Source organism: Oxalicibacterium sp. (assembly GCF_035565035.1).
In the GTDB taxonomy this organism is placed as follows: domain Bacteria; phylum Pseudomonadota; class Gammaproteobacteria; order Burkholderiales; family Burkholderiaceae_D; genus Oxalicibacterium.
Genome location: NZ_DATMTD010000034.1, coordinates 13,796 through 34,556, shown reverse-complemented (window position 1 = coordinate 34,556; position 20,761 = coordinate 13,796). Strand labels below are relative to the sequence as shown.

17 protein-coding genes are annotated in these 20,761 nt (G+C 58.6%); all 17 read left to right on the top strand.

Annotation, left to right across the window (positions count from 1 at the left end):
• Positions 1 to 414: 414 nt before the first annotated feature.
• The 17 genes from epsL to VN114_RS03205 all read left to right on the top strand — a co-directional run bounded on the left by epsL (position 415) and on the right by VN114_RS03205 (position 20,730).
• A complete protein-coding gene (gene epsL / locus VN114_RS03285; RefSeq protein ID WP_325511954.1) occupies positions 415 to 1,596 on the top strand; it encodes an XrtB/PEP-CTERM-associated polysaccharide biosynthesis outer membrane protein EpsL in 1,182 nt (393 codons plus the stop codon).
• Positions 1,586 to 2,992, top strand: coding sequence for an undecaprenyl-phosphate glucose phosphotransferase (locus tag VN114_RS03280; RefSeq protein ID WP_325511952.1), 1,407 nt, complete (start codon positions 1,586 to 1,588; stop codon positions 2,990 to 2,992). Before epsL ends, VN114_RS03280 begins: the two co-directional genes overlap by 11 nt.
• A 70-nt stretch (positions 2,993 to 3,062) precedes the next feature.
• Complete coding sequence (epsE, locus tag VN114_RS03275; protein ID WP_325511950.1) at positions 3,063 to 3,863, top strand: polysaccharide export protein EpsE; 801 nt, start codon at positions 3,063 to 3,065, stop codon at positions 3,861 to 3,863.
• Positions 3,864 to 3,892: 29 nt separating this feature from the next.
• Positions 3,893 to 5,302 (top strand): chain length determinant protein EpsF, encoded by a 1,410-nt coding sequence (gene epsF / locus VN114_RS03270; protein ID WP_325511948.1) that lies wholly within the window; start codon positions 3,893 to 3,895, stop codon positions 5,300 to 5,302.
• A 60-nt stretch (positions 5,303 to 5,362) separates the two neighbouring features.
• Positions 5,363 to 6,262, top strand: coding sequence for a chain length determinant protein tyrosine kinase EpsG (gene epsG / locus VN114_RS03265; protein WP_325511946.1), 900 nt, complete (start codon positions 5,363 to 5,365; stop codon positions 6,260 to 6,262).
• Between the two features lie 24 nt (positions 6,263 to 6,286).
• On the top strand, positions 6,287 to 7,348 hold the full coding sequence (locus VN114_RS03260) for a polysaccharide pyruvyl transferase family protein (RefSeq protein WP_325511944.1): 1,062 nt from the start codon (positions 6,287 to 6,289) through the stop codon (positions 7,346 to 7,348).
• A gap of 21 nt (positions 7,349 to 7,369) precedes the next feature.
• Positions 7,370 to 8,446 (top strand): glycosyltransferase family 2 protein, encoded by a 1,077-nt coding sequence (locus VN114_RS03255; protein WP_325511942.1) that lies wholly within the window; start codon positions 7,370 to 7,372, stop codon positions 8,444 to 8,446.
• Between the two features lie 75 nt (positions 8,447 to 8,521).
• Positions 8,522 to 10,060 carry an O-antigen ligase family protein gene (locus VN114_RS03250; protein ID WP_325511940.1) on the top strand — a complete coding sequence of 513 codons (1,539 nt, stop codon included), beginning with the start codon at positions 8,522 to 8,524 and terminating at the stop codon, positions 10,058 to 10,060.
• Positions 10,057 to 11,046: an acyltransferase gene (locus tag VN114_RS03245; RefSeq protein ID WP_325511938.1), complete on the top strand. Its 990-nt coding sequence runs from the start codon at positions 10,057 to 10,059 to the stop codon at positions 11,044 to 11,046. The genes VN114_RS03250 and VN114_RS03245 overlap by 4 nt, the downstream gene beginning before the upstream one ends.
• A gap of 20 nt (positions 11,047 to 11,066) precedes the next feature.
• On the top strand, positions 11,067 to 12,515 hold the full coding sequence (locus VN114_RS03240) for an Atrophin-1 multi-domain protein (RefSeq protein WP_325511936.1): 1,449 nt from the start codon (positions 11,067 to 11,069) through the stop codon (positions 12,513 to 12,515).
• Positions 12,516 to 12,533: 18 nt separating this feature from the next.
• The gene (locus tag VN114_RS03235) at positions 12,534 to 13,112 is read left to right on the top strand and encodes a serine acetyltransferase (protein WP_325511934.1); all 579 of its coding nucleotides are present in this window, start codon (positions 12,534 to 12,536) and stop codon (positions 13,110 to 13,112) included.
• A gap of 30 nt (positions 13,113 to 13,142) precedes the next feature.
• Entirely contained in the window at positions 13,143 to 14,396 is a 1,254-nt protein-coding gene (locus tag VN114_RS03230) for a glycosyltransferase family 4 protein (RefSeq protein ID WP_325511932.1), read from the top strand.
• Positions 14,393 to 15,595, top strand: coding sequence for a glycosyltransferase family 2 protein (locus VN114_RS03225; RefSeq protein WP_325511930.1), 1,203 nt, complete (start codon positions 14,393 to 14,395; stop codon positions 15,593 to 15,595). Before VN114_RS03230 ends, VN114_RS03225 begins: the two co-directional genes overlap by 4 nt.
• Entirely contained in the window at positions 15,585 to 16,775 is a 1,191-nt protein-coding gene (locus VN114_RS03220) for a WecB/TagA/CpsF family glycosyltransferase (RefSeq protein ID WP_325511928.1), read from the top strand. Before VN114_RS03225 ends, VN114_RS03220 begins: the two co-directional genes overlap by 11 nt.
• A 224-nt stretch (positions 16,776 to 16,999) precedes the next feature.
• Positions 17,000 to 18,019, top strand: a complete 1,020-nt coding sequence (gene galE, locus VN114_RS03215) for a UDP-glucose 4-epimerase GalE (protein ID WP_325511926.1) — start codon at positions 17,000 to 17,002, stop codon at positions 18,017 to 18,019.
• Between the two features lie 90 nt (positions 18,020 to 18,109).
• Positions 18,110 to 19,309, top strand: a complete 1,200-nt coding sequence (locus VN114_RS03210; RefSeq protein WP_325511956.1) for an NDP-sugar synthase — start codon at positions 18,110 to 18,112, stop codon at positions 19,307 to 19,309.
• On the top strand, positions 19,306 to 20,730 hold the full coding sequence (locus tag VN114_RS03205; RefSeq protein ID WP_325511924.1) for a mannose-1-phosphate guanylyltransferase/mannose-6-phosphate isomerase: 1,425 nt from the start codon (positions 19,306 to 19,308) through the stop codon (positions 20,728 to 20,730). The genes VN114_RS03210 and VN114_RS03205 overlap by 4 nt, the downstream gene beginning before the upstream one ends.
• The last annotated feature ends 31 nt before the right edge of the window (positions 20,731 to 20,761 follow it).

The window sequence follows — 20,761 nt, the reverse complement described above, 5'->3', positions numbered from 1 at the left end:
GCCGGCAAAAAAGCGCAACGGCGCTTTCAGCACATCAATCAATTTTCCCTCAATGCAATTCTGAATAGAAACACTCCGCTGTTTTTTGAAAATTTCGTTTTTCTTGTCATGGAACTAATCGAAGTTGTTCTTCTCTTAACGTGCACTTCGCATCGGTAAGCACTAAGGCGAGTCATGGAATTGAAATTTTTCTGCAGCGCATCGCAGGGAAATTCCACCCGGAACTTACCTCACATGTGTGTAACCGGTCATATGTCACAACAGGGGAACGGAGAAAACAATGTCGTCAATAACGATTTGCAGCAGGCAACAAGGTATGCGGAATGTTCGTCAATTTCCGACGGCAGGATGCATTCATTCTTTCGTCGCATCGCGTCTTCTTTTTTCTTCTGTCCGCTGATTGCGGAGTCACTCATGAATCCGCGTCGCAAGAAATCCCTCAGCAGTCCGCATGTGTTGCTGTTCACCGCAGGTGCGCTGACCTGTATCCCCGCATTGGCAGCCGAAGGCGATGTATTCACACCGTATGCATCCTATGGCGTCTATCACGACGGCAATCTGCTGCGCAATCCGGATTATCTCGGCAAGGAGTCGGATACCTGGACGCGTGCAGCCGTCGGTGTCAAGTTCGACAAGGACGTCGGACGTCAGGAACTGACTGCCGATCTGTCTGCGAACCATTCGGATTACGACCGTTTCAACCAGTTCGATAACACCGGCAAGGAGTTGCAGGCGAACTGGAAGTGGGCGCTCGGCAATCTTTTCTCCGGCAATGTCGGTACCAGTTACTCCGAGGCGCTGACGCCGATCGAGGACTTCCGCAGCCTCGAACCGAATATCCGAACGCAGACGAAGAACTACGTCGATGCATCGTGGCGGTTGCATCCCAGCTGGCAGCTCAACGCCGGTTACAGTCGTTACGACTTGCGTTACGACCTGGAATCGCAGAAACCGTCCGAACGCAATCTGGATATTGCCGACTTCGGTTTCGATTATCTCGCGCGCAGCGGCAACAAGGTCGGCATCGTGTTCCGCCACATGGAAGGCGACTATCCGGCCGCACCGATCAATAGCTACGACCAGAACGAGGTGAAGGTCAAGGTCGACTGGCAACTCACCGGCAAGACCTGGCTGCAGTTTCTCGGCGGCTGGTCCAAGCGCGAGTACAACACCAATGCGCAACGCGATTCGAGCGAGCCAAGTGCGCGGCTGACCGCGTACTGGAAGGCAACCGGCAAGACGGCATTCTCGGTCGGCGCATGGCGCGAGATCGGCGCCACCGATGATCTTGCCGCCAACTATGCGCTCAATCAAGGCGTCAGCCTGGGCGCCACGTGGGACGCGACGTACAAGATCAGCGTCGACGGATTGATCATGACAGAGAAGCGCGATTACAACGGCGTATCGGTCGTCGAGGGGATTTCGCCGTTGGATCGCAACGACCGCTATCACAACGCGGTTCTTGGCGTGACCTATAAACCGACGCCGCACTGGCGAATACGGACCTCCATTTATCGCGCGAAGCTGGATTCGAACATCGCGTCGGAGGCCTACACCACGGACGGCATTCTGCTGACTACGCGCTATGAATTCTGATATCAGCCAAATCAAGTATCCGGTAGACCTGCCGGCACGCAAATTCCATCGTCGCCTGTTCGATCCTTTGATCGCGATCGGATTGCTGTACGTGCTGGTCGCCTTGTCCGGAAATGCATTCACTGCCAGCCATGTGATGCTGTCCATCCTCGCGTTCTTCATCAGTTCGACCGTGTTCGGCTCGGCCGATCCGTGGCGTCAGGCGCCGCAGGCGAATTTTCTGACGCTGGCACGCGCCATCACGCTGGCGTGGCTGGTGGTCGCGGCGCTGCTGCTGTTCTTTGGTTACGTGGCGGGCCTTTCCCCATTGTTCGCAAAGCATGAAGTGCAAATATGGCTGATCGCCACGCCGCCGTTCCTGCTGTTCGCACAGATCGTGTTGCAGAAGGCGGGCATGGGATTGAGCGGATCGAGCATTCGTTCCGTGGTGCTGGTCGGTGTCAACGATCTGAGTGTGAAGCTGGCAGAGCGTGTCGATGGCAATCCGGACCTGCGGATGGAAGTCAGCGGTTTCTTCGACGATCGCGAAATGTCGCGCCAGCCTGAAGACAAGCGCGTCCCTTTGCTGGGGCGCATGTCCGATATTCCTGCCTATGTCCGCAGCAACAATATCAATACGGTATTCATCAGTCAGCCGATCTCGGCGCAACCGCGCATCCGCACGTTACTCAACGAGCTGCAGGACACGACGGCGTCGATCTATTTTCTGCCGGATATTTATGCGTTCGACCTGATCCAGGCACGCTTCGACAGCGTGGCCGGCCTGCCGGCAGTGGCGATCTGTGAATCCCCGTTTACCGGCATCAACGGCATGGTCAAGCGCATCAGCGACATCGTGCTCGCCTCGATCATTCTATTGATGCTGACGCCGATCATGCTCGGCATCGCGCTCGCAATCAAGTGGACCTCACCGGGCCCGGTGATTTTCCGCCAGCGCCGTTACGGCCTCGATGGCGAGGAAATCATCGTCTACAAGTTCCGCTCGATGACGGTCTGCGAAGACGGTGCCAGCGTGGTGCAGGCGACGAAGAACGATCAGCGTGTCACCCGCATCGGCGGCATCCTGCGTCGCACCTCGCTCGACGAATTGCCGCAGTTCTTCAACGTGCTGCAGGGACGCATGAGCATTGTCGGTCCGCGTCCACATGCGGTTGCGCACAACGAGCTGTATCGCAAGCAGATCAAGGGTTACATGTTGCGCCACAAGGTGCGTCCCGGCATCACCGGCTGGGCGCAGGTCAACGGCTATCGCGGCGAAACCGACACGCTGGACAAGATGGAGGCGCGTATCGCCTACGACCTCGATTATCTGCGCCGGTGGTCGCTGGCGCTCGATCTGCTGATCATTGCGCGCACGGTCAAGGTGGTGCTGTCGCGCGACGGCAATGCTTATTAGGCATGTTCACGAATCATGCAAGGCAATGCCGACTGATTTACCTGGGGGAATTTGTGCAATGGAGTATCCAATGAAAAAAATCAAAATACTGTCGCTGGCTTTTCTGATGTTCTGCTGCGGCTTGCTGCACGCAGGCATTGCATCGGCAGCCGACGTTCCGCTCGGTCCCGGCGACGTCGTGAAGATCAGCGTGTTCGGCAACGATGACCTGAAGCTGGAGACGCGCATCAGCGAAGCCGGCAGCATTACCTTTCCGCTGATTGGAGAAGTCAAGGTCGGCGGCCTGTCGACCGGCCAGGCAGAACGCAAGATTGCCGACATGCTCGACAAGGGCGGCTTCATCCGCAATCCGCAAGTCAATATTCTGGTCAGCGAAATGCAGAGCCAGCAGGTATCGGTGCTCGGCCAGGTCAACAAGCCGGGACGTTACCCGGTTGACGGCAAGCGCAGCCTGACCGACATCATCGCTGTCGCCGGCGGGATGACGGAAGAAGCGGGCGATACCGTCGTGCTGGTGCGTACGCGCGACGGCCAGACCACCAAGGAAAAGATCGACATGGATGAACTGATGCGTTCCTCCGATCCGTCGAAGAATCCGCAATTGTCCGCCGGCGACTCGGTCTATGTCGAACGCGCACCGCGTTTCTATATTTACGGCGAAGTACAGAAGCCGGGCTCCTACAAGCTGGAACGCAACATGATCGTGCTGCAGGCACTGTCGGCCGGCGGCGGTTTGAGCCCGCGCGGCACCGAGCGCGGCGTGCGCATCAAGCGTCGCGATGCGAACGGCGAACTGCATGAGATCGCAGCCAAACATGACGATCTGGTCAAGGCCGATGACATCGTCTACGTCAAGGAAAGCCTGTTCTAACAGATGCCTATCAAGAAAGCGAACCAGCCATGACGCTCAGCCAAATTCTGCTCGCACTACGCGCGCGCCACCGCATCATCCTGTTGCTGCTGGCACTGACGGTTTTTACCGCCCTTGTCGTCAGCCTCGTGATGCCGAAAACCTACAAGGCGACCACCTCGCTGGTGCTCAACAGCAAAGGGATCGATCCCGTTACCGGCACTACCGTGCCGACGCAACTGATGCCGGGATACATGCCGACGCAGGTCGATATCGTCAACAGCAAGGCGGTCGCGCTGCAGGTCGTACATGACCTGAAGCTGGCCGACAACCCGGCTGCCAAGGAAAAATTCGACCGCATCGAACACGGCCGGATGACGATTCAGGACTGGCTGGCCGACGGCTTGCGCGGCAACCTGAAGGTCGAGCCGGCGCGCGACAGCAGCGTGCTCAACATCATGTTCACCGGTGACGATGCGCAATATGTGGCGCGCGTCGCCAACGCGTTTGCATCGGCGTACCAGCAGGTCAGCGTGCAGCTGAAAGTCGCGCCGGCGCAAAAGGCGACCGAGTATTTCAACGCCCAGATCAAGCAGTTGCGCGACAATTTCGAGGCTGCGCAAAACAAGCTGTCCGCTTATCAGAAGCAGAACAACATCTTCAGCAGTAACGACCAGCTTGACGTCGAAACCGCACGCATGAATGAATTGTCGAGTCAGCTGGTGGTGGCGCAGGGACTGGCAGTGGAGGCCATGTCGCGTCAGCGCCAGGCAAGGGGCGGCGCCGCCAATTCGCCTGATGTGCTGAACAATCCGTTGATCCAGTCATTGAAGTCGCGTCTTGCCGAAGCAGAGGCCAAGTTTGCCGATGTATCGGCACGACTGGGCAGCAGCCATCCGCAATATATCGCCGCCAAATCGGAAGTCGATCAGGTGCGTTCCAGCCTGAACCAGCAGATCGGTCTTGCATCGCAAGGCCTCGCCAGCAACGCGCGCATTCAGCAGCAGCGCGAAGCGGAAATTCGCGCTGCGCTGGACGCACAGAAGGCCAAGGTCCTGCAGTTGAACAGCGCACGCGACGAGATGAGTGTGCTGACCAACGAAATGGAAAGTGCGAAGAAAGCGTATGAAACCGCGTCGCAGCGCCTGACGCAGACCAGCCTCGAAGGCCAGTCGACCCAGTCGGACATTTCCGTGCTGACGGCGGCAACTGCACCGCTCAATCCGGCAGCGCCGCGCCTGTTGCTGAACCTGCTGGTGGCCGCCGTGGTCGGCACCATTCTCGGCATCGGTGCAGCGATTGCAATGGAACTGCTCGACCATCGCGTGCGTTCGACCGAGGACCTGACTCGCCTGTTCGGCCTGCCGTTGATCGGCGTCATCGAAAAAACGAAAACCATCGGTACCAACCGTCGCGGCAACGAGCCGCGTCTCGGCGGTCCGCCGCCTGCTCCGGCCTGACGGCTATGCGCAGTCATGAAAATTGATTGCGATTGAAGAACAACCAGGATTGGAAAAGACATGATGAGAATTTCAAACCAGATTCAGGACGCGGCAAAGCTGCGTTACCAGGAAGCGCCGCGACTGACCAACGGCCAGATCGGCAGCATTCTTGTGGACAGCGGCCGGCTGACGCATGAAGAAACCGAGCGCATCCTGCACGAGCAGCGTATCGGCCGTCAGCGCTTCGGCGACGCCGGCATTGCGCTTGGCCTGCTGACCCCGGCGGATATTGAGTTCGCGTTGTCGAACCAGTTTTCGTATCCCTATCTGTTGCGCGGTCAAAGCGAGGTCAGCGAAGAGCTGATCGCTGCCTACGATCCGTTTACCAAGCAGGTCGAATCGCTGCGCGCGTTGCGCAGCCAGCTGGTAATGCGCTGGTTCAGTACCGGCGAACGACGCTCTGCACTGGCGATCACCAGCGCCGAACGTGGCGACGGGCGCAGTTACATTGCGGCGAATCTGGCGGTACTGTTTTCGCAGCTTGGCCAACGCACGTTGCTGATCGACGCCGATATGCGCAATCCGCGCCAGCACACGCTGTTCGGTATCGAAAATCGCAGCGGCCTGTCGGCCATCCTGTCCGGTCGCGCCGGCGTCGCCGATGTGCAACGCGTGTCGGCAATGATGGATCTGTCCGTTTTGCCGGCTGGTGCCATGCCGCCGAATCCGCAGGAACTGCTGGCCCGTTCGACCTTTCCGCAAATGCTGGCCGATTACACCAATGAATACGATGTGATCCTGATCGACACGCCGCCTGATCGCGACTATGCGGACGGCCATATTGCTGCCGCGCGTGCCGGTGCTGCGGTCGTCGTGGCGCGCAAGAATGCCAGCCATACCAAATCGGTCGGCAACCTGGTCGATTCGATGAAACATGCAGGTGTGATGGTGGTCGGTGCCGTCCTGAATGAGTACTAAGGCAGAATGCGGATGGAAATGACGATGGCCCTTCCTGTCGATCACGCAGAACTGAACGCTGCGCTGATGGCGCGACACGACGTGCTGGCGGATCTGATCGGCGACGCGCCGTTTCACTACGTCGATATTCCGACGCACGGCAATATCGGCGACCTGCTGATCATGCATGGCACGCTGGAATTCTTTCGCAAGAAGGGTCTGAAGCCGAAAACGATCTCGCCGCACGACGCCTTCGATTCGCGCTGGATTGCGCCAGGCGACGTAATCGTGTTTCACGGTGGCGGCAATTTCGGCGACCTGTATCCGTGCTTTCAGCAATTGCGTGAGCGCATCGTCTATGCGCATGGCGGCAACCGCATCATTGTGCTACCGCAGTCCCTGCATTTTTCTTCCGAAGAAAAACTGGAGAGTTCCGCCCGCATCTTCCGCACGCATACCGATGTACATCTGTGCGTGCGCGACCGCGCATCGTTGCAGATGGCAACGCAATTCAGCGATCGCGTCTATCTGCTGCCGGACATGGCGCATCAGTTGTATCCACTTGCCGCGCATCATCTGGACGGCAACGGAACGCTGCGTATCAGTCGTGTCGATGACGAAGCCGGTGACGAACAGGATGTTGACAGTGCACTGCGCATCGACACACTGACCGACTGGCCGCAATTCGTCGGCGAGCGCGAACGTCGCATCGAACTTTTTCGCCGTGCCTATGGCGGCTTCTTCCGGCGCGGCATGGGCCGCGTGACCAATCGCCTGCTTGCGCGCATGTGGATTGCCTATTCGGGCCGTCTGGTGGCGGATGCCGCACAACTGTTTGCACGTCACAAAACGATCGTGACCGATCGCCTGCATGGCCACATCCTGGCTTGCCTGTTGAATCGCAAGAACGTCGTGCTCGACAACAGTTACGGCAAGAACTCGCGTTACGTGCAGGCGTGGACGCAGCCGAGCGAACTGGTCGTGCTGCAGGAAAGAAGGGTCGATACATCCGCAGAAGACCTGCCGGATTTTGTCATGCCCTCGCATGCCACAGAACGCACATCGATGAACAGACAGCATGCAGAGATTGCATCGGCCGTCGTATAAATCTGAAACAAGGAGCAGCTCTTGGCAACGATAGATGTATTACTGCCGGTAAAGAACGGCATCGATTTTCTGGCGCCTTCGCTCGACAGCATTTGCGCGCAGACCTTCAAGGACTGGCGCCTGCTGATTCTCGATCACGGTTCGACCGACGGCAGCCTGGAAATGGCCGAGGATTATTGCCGTCGCGACCCGCGGATCGAATTGCACAGTTTTCCGCAGGCACAGGGGCTGGCAGGACTGCTGAACTGCGGCCTCGATATTGCCGACTGCAAGTACGTGATGCGTCACGACGCGGACGACGTCTGCTTTGTCGATCGCATGGAACTGGTGCTGGCAGCATTTCGGCGTCAACCGGATTGCATCGCCATCAGCGGCCAGTCGGAAGTGATCGATGGCACCGGCAAGATCACCGGCTCGATCAAGATGCCGATCGGACGTCATCGCGTCGCTGCTGCCGCCTTTTTCCGCAATCCGATCACGCATCCGGCATCGATGATGGACTTCAATGCAGTGCAAAAACTGGGCGTGCGTTACGGCGCCGATTTTTTGAATGTGCTGCCGCCGGAAAAACGCATGCGCGTCGATAGCCTGGCCGAGGACTACTTCATGTTCGGCCAGCTCGCCGTGCTTGGCAAATGCACGAACGTGCCGTCGCAACTGATCCAGTATCGCTGGCACGGCAGCAATGTCAGCGCAACTCGTTTTCAGGATCAGGTTGAAGTGTCGCTGGCGATCTCGCGTTACCTGACGCGCTCGTTCTGCACGATGCACAACCTGCCGTACTTCGATCCGGCACCGTTCTGCAATCACGGCGGCATTCTTTTTGATGTCAACGGCCAGACCGATTTTGACGACGCGTTCGAGCAGATGGCGCAGACATTGCGTCGCGGGTTCGGCCCGTCGGATGAACTGGAACGCGAATTGATGTTTCGCAAGACGGCATCGACGCGTCGTCATGCGAATCTGCTGTGGCGCTATTTCCGGTTTCAGGCACGCAATGCGCCGGAAACCGGTGAATGGAATGCGATCCGCTCCTGGCTGATCCGCCACATTCCAGGCAAGCCGCGCATGAGCGTCAGCGGCGAACTGGCGGTATAAGAATGAGGGAAGACGTGGACAATATCTCGCATGCCATCCTGTTTTTCATGCACGCAAGCATGACGGAGATGGCGCATGTTCGGTAATCGCATCGGCAGCGGCGGCGCGGCTTTGTCCGGCAGTCGCTGGGCCGATCAACGGACCGATTCGCACGGCACATCCTACGCGTTGCTCGGCGTGATCGTCGTTGCATTGCTGGCCGGTGTGGTCGTGCCGTTCTATGCCGGTGCAATGGATTACAAATTCGCACGATTGCTGGTGTTGCCGGCACTGCTGCTGTTCGGTTTCCTGCTGATGTTCAATCGGTTGCTGCTGCTGACGCTGATCATCGTGTTCCGTTCGGCCGGCGACATCGTGCTGGAGACGACACGCTTCTCGATCGGCGGTTACGAAACCGGCGTCGGCGGCGTCATCAATCTGTGTGTGATCATGCTGGCCTGCATGCTCGTGGTCGAAAATCCCCATCGCCTGCCGAAAAAGGTGGTGATGGCATGGTTGCCGTTTATTTTGGTGGCCACGGCCGGTGTTGCAGTGTCGCCGGAGAAGGGCGACGCGATTCGCACCTGGCTGACGATGCTGTCGTACTTCGCGATCTTTGCCAGCGCGTTCTACTTCGTGCGGGTACCGGTCGATTTTCGTCGTTGCGTCAAGCTGGTGTTGTGGTCATCCGCAATCCCGGCGCTGTACGCGCCGGTCGACATCCTGCTGAACGCCGGTGCGGGCGGGCCGGAAGGATTCCGCCTGCAATCGACGTTTACGCATCCGAACATCATGGCGTTCTACCTGATGCTGATCATTCCGCTGACGTTGTTCATGCTGAAGGATCGCGCGACGCGTCTCAGTAGTGCCGGTCGCATCGGCCTGATGCTGTACATGGTTTATCTGCTGGGCCTGTTGATATTGACGCAGACGCGCAGCGCGTGGATCGCCTGCCTCGTCATGTTCATCTCCTATGCACTGCTGTTCGAACGACGTTATCTGATTTATCTGATGCTGCTGCCGGTTGTGGCATTGCTCGTGCCGGAAGTGCGTGACCGTCTGGTCGATCTGGGCAGCGGCAATGAAGCGGTCGGTTACGCGAAGCTGAATTCGTTTGCGTGGCGATTGTCGATCTGGGAGAGCGGCCTGCAATGGATGCAGCCGAGCCACTATCTGTTCGGCTACGGCGTCGATGCATTCCGCCATTATTCGCAAACCTTCTTTCCTGCCGCCGGCAAGATCAGCTGGGGCGCGCACAACGTCTACGTGCAATGGTTCTTCGATGCCGGCGTGATCGGCCTGCTGACCTATCTGTGGCTGTATGGACGTGTGACCTTTTTCATCAAGACGCTGGTGCGACGTGACAAGCTGGCAGCCTTCATTGCGATTGCGATCGTGATCATGTATCTGGTGTCGTCGGCGTCGGACAACATGTTCGGTTATCTGGTCTTCAACTGGTATTTCTGGTTCACCGTTGGCGCGGCCTGTGCGCTGGCGGCACGAGCGCAGGCACGGTCGGCGCGAGCCGATGCAGACGCCGGCCAAAATGCCGGCGGCAACGTCGGTGCCAACGCCGCTACCAATGCCGCCGCCAACGCACGCCGTCGTCGTTCATCTGAAGCGGGGCGCGCATGAGCAGCGCACTGCCACGGCTGGAAGTTCTCGACGGCTGGCGCGGCGTCAGCATTCTATGCGTGCTGGCAGCACATCTGTTACCGATGGGACCGAAGTCGTGGGAAGGCAATGCGATGTTCGGCCTGTTGGGGATGTCGCTGTTTTTCACGCTGTCCGGTTTTCTGATCATGTCGTTCCTGCTGAAAAATCCGCCGGTGATGGATTTCATCGTGCGGCGCTTTTTCCGCATCATTCCGCTGGCCTGGCTTTACCTGGCGATTGCGTTGACGATGGCCGGCGCGACGCCGGACAGCTGGATGGCACATTACTTTTTCTATGCCAACCTGCCTCCGAAGCAACTGGTGCTGCTGACCGATCACATCTGGAGCCTGTGTCTGGAGATGCAGTTCTACGTCGGCATTGCGCTGATGTTTGCACTGTTCGGTGTGCGCAGCCTGCTGCTGGTTCCGCTGATCGGTATCGCCTTCACGCTGTTTCGCGTGGCGGACGGCGTGTATGCGTCGAGCATCAGCTACTACCGCATCGATGAAATTCTCGCGGGCTGCACGCTGGCGCTGATCTATCACAAGCGTCTCGATCCGCGGTTGCTGGAATGGATGAAGAAGGTACCGCAGTGGTTGCTGCTGGTGCTGTTGCTGGTGTCCTGTCACGAGCAGGGGGGCGCGTTCAATTATCTGCGTCCTTATTTTGCCGCCTTGCTGGTCGGGGCGACCGTCGTCAATCCCGATCATCGGCTGGCGCGCCTGCTCGACAATCGTGTGCTGGTCTATCTGGCGACGGTGTCGTATGCGCTGTATGTCATTCATCCGATGCTGGCATATGGAACGTGGCTCGGCAGCGGCGACACCATCGTCAAGTACCTGAAGCGGCCGTTGCTGTTCATTGTGCTGTTCATCCTGGCGCACCTGTCCACTTTCTATTACGAGCAGTGGTGGAACAACAGCGGTAGAACGCTTGCAAAAAAACTGAGATTCCGGGCGGCCTGATCACCATGAGGAGAATCGACATGTCTTGCAACGAACATCGAACCGTGCGCAACCACGCGTCGCGCGCCGGCAGCATCCTCGCTCTCATGTTGTCGGTATTTTCGCTGTCGGTCACTACACTGCAGCCCGCGCATGCGCAGACCTTGCCTGCGCAATGGGGGACTTACCAGAAGCCGTTTGCGCCGACTTCGCCGTGGAACACCCGACCGGTGAATCCGTCGTTCGGCAATTTTGTGATTCCGAAATCGACCTATGCGCCCGGCGTCGCCGGCGGTCAATGGTCGACCGGTGTGTTTCTCGCAAAGCAGGGCGATCCGTCCGTGACCGTGAACGGCTTGCCGAATACGCCGGGTGTGTGGGATCCGGATGCCGGCATCAACCGTGTCGTCACGATTCCGCGCTGGCCGGCCGATGTGCAGGCCGCCACGGCCAGCGATGGTCATGCGGACATCGTAGATCCGGTGACAGGCATCCTTCATTCGTTCTGGCAGCTACGAAATGTCGGCGGCAAATGGATGGCGGCGCAATATGCGTGGTCGCCGATTGCCGGGCGGGGCTGGGGCGATCCGGCGCATTTCTTTCAGGGATCGCGCGCGGCGGGCGTGCCGACTTCCGGCGGCCTGATTCGCAAACATGAAGTCAACGACGGCGACACCATGTACCGCCATGCGCTGGCGATGTCGCTGACCTTTACCGGACTGGCGTCGAACCCGACATACATTTTTCCGGCGACGTCTGCCGACACCAGTGCGGCGACAGCCAATACCGGAGGGATTCCGGAAGGAGCATTGATGATGCTGCCACCAGGCTACGACACGCAGAAAATCAGCAGCCCGGCCCTGCGCAAGGTGGCCGAAACATTGAAGACCTACGGCGCCTACGTGGTTGATCGCAACGGTGGCACGCCGTTTTTCATCTATGTGGAAAACGGTGCGAAGTATGACCTGCATAACGGCGGCTGGAATACCGCAGTCGCCGACGATCTGGATCGCATGCGTGCAGCATTGCGACAGGTTGTTTCCACACAAGGCTGGCTAGACGGCAATGGCCAGCCGTTCACGCCGCCAATGAAGTTCAATCTGCTGTCGATGCGCGGACCATGGCAATTGCAGGCGGGCTCGCTGCTCGGCAATTTCGACACCTGGCAGCAAGCCGTGGTCTTTCCTGCGAGCGCGACGCGTGTAACGCAAGTCAACTATACGTCGCGCGGTTTGCATCCGGTCGTTTGGGCGTTGCCGCAGGTCGGCAAGACCTATCGCCTCTCCGCGATCACGACCGGCGGTGCAAAGCTGCGACTGCAGGTGCGTGACAAATCGGGCTTGCCTTTGCATTTCGACAGCGGTGAGCTGGCCAACGGCGAGACGAAAACGTTTGCGTGGCCGGCGCCGAACAGCGTCGTCACCCTGTATGCGATCAGTGGCGTCAACACGCCGTCCAGCGTGCGTGGCGAGTTGATACAGCAGGACTAGAAAGGGAAGGGTGCGGGCGTGACTCGAGACAGCGACTGGGCTGCGGATCTGCAGCGTTACGGACTGAAGCGCCCGTTCCTGAAAGAGCAATCGATCTGGGCGGTATGGGTGTACCGCTTCGGTCGTCGCGTCGATCGCAGGCCGCATGGCATGTCGCGACGCGTATTGACGATCTTGTACTGGCTGCTGTTTCGCCTGGTTGAAACCGCCACCGGTATCAGCCTGCCGAAGTCCGCGTTGATCGGGCCTGGTTTGCGCATCTGGCACTTCGGCGGAATTTTCCTGCATCCGGCAACGGTGATCGGTGTCAATTGCACATTGCGTCAGGGCGTGACGATCGGCAACCGCGAGGAAGGCGGTGCGGTGCCGGTGATCGGTGACGACGTCGAGTTCGGCGCGTATGCGCAGGTGCTGGGTGAGGTGCGTATCGGCAATGGCTGCCGCATCGGCGCGATGTCGGTCGTGCTGTGCGATGTTCCCGATGGCGCCACTGCGGTCGGCGTGCCGGCAAAAATCGTTGTGAAGAAAAATGGGTTCGAGAAGGAATTCGAAAATGTTGAAAACGAATTCGAACAGGAATTGCGCAACTGCGCGTAGGCAGTTGCCATGAAAGGAAGTGGTCGAAACATGCATATTGCGTATCTGATCAATCAGTATCCGAAAGTCAGTCACAGCTTTATCCGGCGCGAAATCCTTGCGCTCGAACGGCAGGGCATCGATGTACAACGCATTGCGTTGCGCGGCTGGGAAGGCGATCTGGTCGACAACGAGGATTTCATCGAACGCACGCGCACGCGCTACATCCTGCAGGACGGCATGCGCGGCCTGTTGCGTTCGACGATCGCGATGGCGACGTCGGCGCCCGGCCGTTTCTTCGCCGGTCTGCGACTTGCGCTGAAGATGAGCCGGCGTGCCGATCGGCCGTTGCCGTATCACCTGATCTATCTGGCGGAAGCCTGCCGTATTGCCGAATGGCTGCGCGAGACGGATGTCACGCATCTGCATGCACACTTTGGTACCAATTCGGCGGAAGTGGCGATGCTGGCAGCAACCGTCGGCGGCTTTCGCTACAGCCTGACGATCCACGGATCGGAAGAGTTCGACAAGCCGGAATTCATCGGTCTCGGTGAAAAGATCCGTCGCGCTTCCTTTGTCGCAGCCGTCACCTCGTACTGCCGCAGCCAGTTGTATCGCGCTGTCGAACATGCGCACTGGGGCAAGATTCACGTGGTGCATTGCGGCGTGGAGCCGGCGTTTCACAACGTCGCATCCGAAGCAGTCGTGTCAATCCCGCGCTTCGTCTGCGTCGGACGCCTGTGCGAACAGAAGGGGCAGCAACTGCTGGTCGAGGCTGTTGCCTTGCTGGCGAAAAAAGGCATTCGCGTGGAGCTTGTGCTGGCCGGCGACGGCGAGATGCGCAGCGAAGTGACGGCAATGATCGCGCGTCACGGCCTGCACGATCAGGTGCGCATCACCGGCTGGATCAGCGGCGACCAGGTACGGACGGAATTGCTGCAGTCACGCGCAATGGTAATGGCGAGTTTTGCCGAAGGTTTGCCTGTTGTGATCATGGAGGCGATGTCGCTGCGTCGGCCGATCCTGAGCACATGGATCACCGGCATTCCGGAACTGGTGCGCGAAGGCGAAAGCGGGTGGCTGTATGCGCCCGGTTCGATCGAGGAACTGGCGAACGCAATGGAAAAATGTATTGCCACGCCGGATGCGGAAATCGCGGCAATGGGCGAACGCGCGCACGCACGTGTACTGGAACGGCATGACAGCGACCGCGAAGCATCCAAGCTGGTTACGCTGTTCTGGCAGGCCGAACAGGACAGCATCGTCGAACGCACCGCGCAGCAGATGGCGGAGGCCTATCGATGATGACGATGGAAATCATCCTGCTGGCGCTGCTCGCCGTTCTCGCGATTCCAGTGTTGGTCCTGCTGGTGCAGGCACTGGTGGCGGTTTCCACATCACGGCAGCCGGTGACACTGATCGGCCGTCGACCGAAGATTGCCGTACTGGTGCCGGCGCATAACGAGGCAAAAGGCATCGCTGCGACCGTCACCCTGATTCGCAGTCAGTTGATGGAAGAGCAGGGCGATTGCATCGTGGTGGTGGCCGACAATTGCAGCGACGCGACGGCATCCAGCGCGGTTGCTGCCGGGGCCATCGTGCTCGAGCGGCGCGATGAAGTGCGACGCGGAAAAGGCTATGCACTGGATTACGGTGTGCGCTATCTGGCCGACAGTGCCAACGGGCATGCGCCCGACGCCGTCATCTTCATCGATGCAGATTGCATCGTGCTGCCCGGCTCCATCGATCTGCTTGCCCGCATGGCGATCGCATCGCAGCGTCCGGTACAGGCGCTTGATCTGATGCGTGCCCCGCGCGGATCCAGCCTGAAGTTGCGCATCGCGGAATTCGCGTGGGTCGTGAAGAATCGCGTCCGCCCGCTGGGCTTTCATTTGCTCGGCCTGCCATGCCAGTTGATGGGGACCGGCATGGCGTTTCCGTGGTCGCTGATTGCCGGCGCCGAACTGGCGACAGGTCATATTGCGGAAGACATGAAGCTCGGTATCGGCATGGCGAAGGCAGGCGTCGCGCCGCTGTTCTGTCCCGACGCCTGCGTCATCAGTTATTTCCCTGTCGGTGATGAGGCTGCCCGCGCACAAAGAACGCGCTGGGAGCACGGTCATCTGAGCATGATCGTCAGCGAAGGATGGCCGTTGCTGCGCCACGGTATTGCACGTCGCGACCGCACGTTGATTGCGATGGCGCTCGACATGTGTGTGCCGCCGGTGGCGCTGTTGACGCTGCTTGTACTCGGCGCATTCGCAGTCATGCTGGGTGTCCGCATTGCCACCGGCGTTCATGCGCCATTGGCGATGGCGGCCGCCATTTTCGGCGCACTGTTCGCGGCGGTATTTCTCTCATGGATGCGCTTCGGCCGCAGCATCGTCAGTTTTGGCGATCTGCTGGCTGCGCTCGGTTACGCGTTCTGGAAAGTGCCGCTGTATCTGAAGTTTCTTGTCAGCCGCCAGGTTGAGTGGGTGAGGGCAAAACGCGATGCAGACTGATATTGAAAAACAAGTGACGTACCCGATCCATACCGATTTCCGCCGTCGGGTGGTGTGCATCCTCGGCCTGCCGTTCGATGTCGTGACACTCGATCAGGCGGTGGAGAAAGTGGCGACCGCCGCAGAAAAAAAATCACGCTGTTTTCTGTCCACGCCGAACCTGAACTTTGCCGTTGCCAGCATGGAAGGCGGTGCATTTCGTGATTCCGTGATTCGCAGCGATCTGTCGGTCGCCGACGGCATGCCGCTGGTGTGGATTGCACGTCTGCTTGGATTGCCGATACGGGAACGCGTTGCCGGTTCGACGCTGTTCGAGATTCTGCGTGACGGCAGTGCGAGAAAGACGAATGCCGGTTTGCTGTCTGTCTATTTTTTCGGCGGCCCGGATGGCGTGGCGGAACGTGCGGCTGAAAAACTGAATGCGTCGTCGTCATGGCTGCGCTGTGCCGGTTCTTACTCGCCCGGTTTCGAGAGTGTGGAAAACATGAGCAGCGCCGATGTCATCGATCGCATCAATTCAAGTGGTGCTGATTTTGTCGTGGTGGCGCTCGGTGCAAAAAAGGGGCAGGCGTGGATAGAACGCAACCTGTCGCGACTGCGCGCGCCGGTGATCAGTCATCTCGGGGCGGTCGTCAACTTCGTTGCCGGCACCGTGAGTCGTGCCCCGGTCTGGGTGCGTCAGCTTGGTTGCGAATGGTTGTGGCGCATCAAGGAAGAACCCGCGTTATGGCGACGTTACTGGAATGACGGCCTGATGCTGTTGAGGCTGGCGGTGACTCGCGTGCTGCCCTGTGCGGTTGCGACCCGCATGAAGGGACGCGATCTTGACGCGATGGCTCGCGCCCGGGTGTCGGTACGCATGCACGAGCGGCGCAGCCGTATCGTTGCCAGTGGCGCGTGGGGAGAGGGCAATCTGTCGGCGTTGCGCGACGCATGCGAACGCATCACGGCGACGCCATGCAACGTCCATGTCGATTTCGCTCGTGTGACGCAGATCGACAGTGCCTGCATCGGCCTGCTGCTCCTGCTGTATGGACATCAGACGAAAATCGGCCGCGATTTCGAAATGCACAATGTACGACCGTCCGTGATGCGCACGATGCGCCTGCACTGTGCAGATTATCTGGTGGCACGCCCTGATCGTGTGCAGGGCTTTCCGCAGGAAGCCGTGGTGAACTAGTTCTTGCTTCGGAAGTTTACGTGCACACAGCGTCGTCTCACCGTGTAATTTTTACGTGCAACATTTCCGCAGGTGAAAGAATGGGGGTAAAAAATTTCTTCTCAAGAATTATTTGTTCGCGTCACTGAAATGTCATTGAATCTTCGATGACAAAAATGAACTTTTGACCTGCTGGAACAATCTTTATGGGGTGACCACAAACGGATTTGCAGGATGAAAAAATCATGAAGATATTGGTAACCGGAGGAGCAGGCTACATTGGTTCGCATACATGCATCGAATTGATCAAGGCCGGCTACCAGATCGTTGTGATCGACAATCTGTGCAACAGCAAGGAATCCGTTCTCGAACGCGTGGCAACCATTTCCGGCACTGCCATTCCCTTTGTCAAAGCTGATTTACTTGATCGTGCCGCACTGGACAAAGTGTTTGCGTCCGGCAACTTCGATGCGGTCATGCATTTCGCCGGGTTGAAGGCAGTGGGCGAATCCGTCGCACAGCCGATGCGCTATTACGAAAACAATGTCGAAGGCAGCCTTGCCCTGTTCCAGGCAATGGCGAAGCACGATGTGAAGACGCTGGTCTTCAGTTCGTCGGCCACAGTATACGGTGATCCGGAAACGGTTCCGATCGTTGAAAATTCCCCGTTGTCTGCCACCAATCCCTATGGCCGCAGCAAGCTGATGATCGAGGAAATGCTGCGCGACATTGCGAAGTCCGATCCGTCGTGGCGCATCGCATTGCTGCGCTACTTCAATCCCGCCGGCGCACACGAGAGTGGTCTGATTGGCGAAGACCCGAACGATATCCCGAACAATCTTTTCCCTTACGTGGCGCAGGTCGCCGCCGGTACGCGCCCGATGCTGTCCGTGTTCGGCGACGATTATCCGACTGAAGATGGCACCGGTGTGCGCGATTACATCCACGTTGTCGATCTGGCGATCGGCCATGTGCGCACGATGGACAAGCTCGCAGGCGGCGAGTCTGGCGTACTGACGTTTAATCTCGGTACCGGCTGCGGCAGCAGCGTGCTGGAAATGGTCAAGGCCTTCGAGCGCGCCAGCGGTCGCAGCATTCCCTACAAGATCGTGGCGCGCCGTCCGGGCGACATTGCAGTCTGCTATGCCGACACCTCGCTGGCGGAAAGAGAACTCGGCTGGCGCGCCGAACGCAGCATCGAGCAGATGTGCGAGGACGCATGGCGCTGGCAGGCAATGGCTGTCGAGTCGTTCGCGTACGCATAAGCGTTCAACCGGATTTTTTCACCCCGATTTTTCCATTCTAATAATCAAATCAACTCAAACCAACGCATCGAAGGTCGAAACATGAAAGCAATGATTCTCGCAGCAGGTAAAGGAACCCGCGTACAGCCGTTGACGTACGAACTGCCTAAACCGATGATCCCGATCCTTGGCAAGCCGGTGATGGAATATCTGGTCGAGCATCTCGTCAAGTACGGTGTGCGCGACATCATGGTCAACGTCAGCTACCTGCACCAGAAGATCGAGGATTATTTCGGCGAAGGCCAGCGCTTCGGTGCACAGATCGGATATTCGTTCGAAGGCTACATGAATGAAGAGGGCGAAGTGATGCCGCATCCGATCGGTTCTGCTGGCGGCATGAAGAAGATCCAGGAATTCGGCGGCTTCTTCGATGAAACCACGCTCGTCATCTGCGGCGATGCGCTGATCGATCTGGACATCAAGTCTGCACTGTTCGAGCATCGCAAGAAGGGCGCGATGGTCAGCATCATCACAAAGGAAGTGCCGCGCGAGAAGGCATCCGATTACGGCATGGTCGTGACCGACGACGATGGACGTGTGCTGTCCTTCCAGGAAAAACCGAAACCGGAAGAGGCGCTGTCGACTTTCGCCAGTACCGGCATTTACATCTTCGAACCGGAAGTGCTCGACCTGATCCCGTCCGGCGAGCAGTTCGACATCGGTTCACAACTGTTCCCGCTGCTGGTCGAGAAAAAGGTCCCGTTCTTTGCGCAGAAGCGCTTCTTCAACTGGATCGACATCGGCAACGTGCGCGATTACTGGGCGGTGTCGCAAAGCGTCATGGACGGCGAAATTGCGCACATGACGATGCCGGGCACGCAGATTGCCGATGGCCTTTGGGTCGGCCTGAATACCAGCATCGAGTGGGAAGGAACGACGATCGAAGGTCCGGTCTATATCGGCTCCGGCAGCAGGATCGAAGCCGGCAGCACGATCATCGGGCCGACCTGGATCGGTCACGGCAGCCAGATCTGCAGCGGTTCCAAGGTGGAACGCAGCGTGCTGTTCGAATACACGCGCGTGTCGCCGGATTCGCATATTGAAGAGCAGGTCGTCTGCAAGGATTACTGCGTCAGTCGCGAAGGAAAGATGAAGCATGTTTCCGAATGCGTGCAGGATGTCTGGCGTGATGCGCGCGATCGTCGCAGTACCACTCGGAGTAAAACAGACAGTCGTGCCGACGATGCCGATGGTTCCGACAGTCCGGTTGTTTCCCTGAACGAGCGCAAGCGCGCGGTCGGTGCCGTGTGAAGATTCATCCCGTCATTCTTTCGGGCGGGTCCGGCACCCGTTTGTGGCCGCTGTCGCGCGCCGCATTGCCGAAACAGTTGCTGCCGCTGGTATCCGGTCAGACCATGTTGCAGGAAACCGTGTTACGCATGGCTGGCCGTGCCGACGTCGAGGCGCCGCTGATTGTTTGCGGTGAAGATCATCGCTTTCTGGTTGCCGAACAGATGCGGCAGATTGACGTGACACCCGCCGCCATCATGCTCGAACCGCAAGGTCGCAATACGGCACCGGCCATCGGCGTCGCTGCCTATCGCCTGGCAAACACCGTGGGTCGCGATGCATTGATGCTGGTACTGCCGGCGGACCACGTGATTCGCGATGTCGACGCTTTCCATGATGGCGTGATGCGCGCGGCGCAGGCTGTCGGTGAACCTGGTTTGGCGACATTCGGCATCGTGCCGTCTTCCCCTGAAACAGGGTATGGCTATATTCGTCGCGGCATGGCCGTCAAAGGCGTTGCCGGTTGCTATGCAGTCGAGCAGTTCGTCGAAAAGCCGGATCTGGAAAAAGCACAGCAATTCCTGAAAAACGATCGCTACTCGTGGAACAGCGGCATGTTCCTGTTTCGTGCCGGCGCCTATCTGAACGAGCTGGAGCGCCTGCAGCCGAAAATGGCCGAGTGCTGCCGCAATGCGGTACGCGACGCCTACAGCGATTTGTCGTTTTGCCGACTCGATGAAGCTGCCTACGCGGCGTGTCCATCGGAGTCGATCGACTTTGCCGTGATGGAACATACGCAACAAGCCATCGTGGTGCCGGTCGGTATCGGCTGGAACGACGTCGGCTCATGGTCTGCATTGTCCGACGTGCAGGAAGACGACGATCTGGATCGCAACGTGCTGCATGGCGACGTCTATACGGATCAGGTCAGCGATTCCTTCATTCGCGCGGAGAACCGTTTTGTCGCGGTCATCGGTCTCGACAATGTGGTCGTGGTCGAAACGAAGGATGCGGTGCTGATCGCCGACAAGAAGGACGTGCAGCGCGTCAAGCAGGTGGTGGATTATCTGAAGAACGAAAAACGCAGCGAACATCTGACGCACCCGAAGGTGTACCGCCCGTGGGGCGCGTACGAATCGATCGATGCCGGCGACCGTTTTCAGGTCAAGCGCATCACCGTCGATCCCGGCGAAAAACTGTCGTTGCAGATGCATCATCATCGCGCCGAACACTGGGTCGTCGTCACCGGCACCGCACGCGTGACCTGCGGTGAAAAAGTGCAACTGCTGACGGAAAACGAATCGATCTATATCCCGATCGGTACCACGCATCGACTGGAAAATCCCGGCAAGATGCCGCTGCATCTGATCGAGGTGCAATCCGGTGCCTACCTCGGCGAGGACGACATCGTGCGAATCGAAGACGTTTATCAACGTGCCTGACGATCGCCTTTCCCATCCCTCTTCCGGTGCA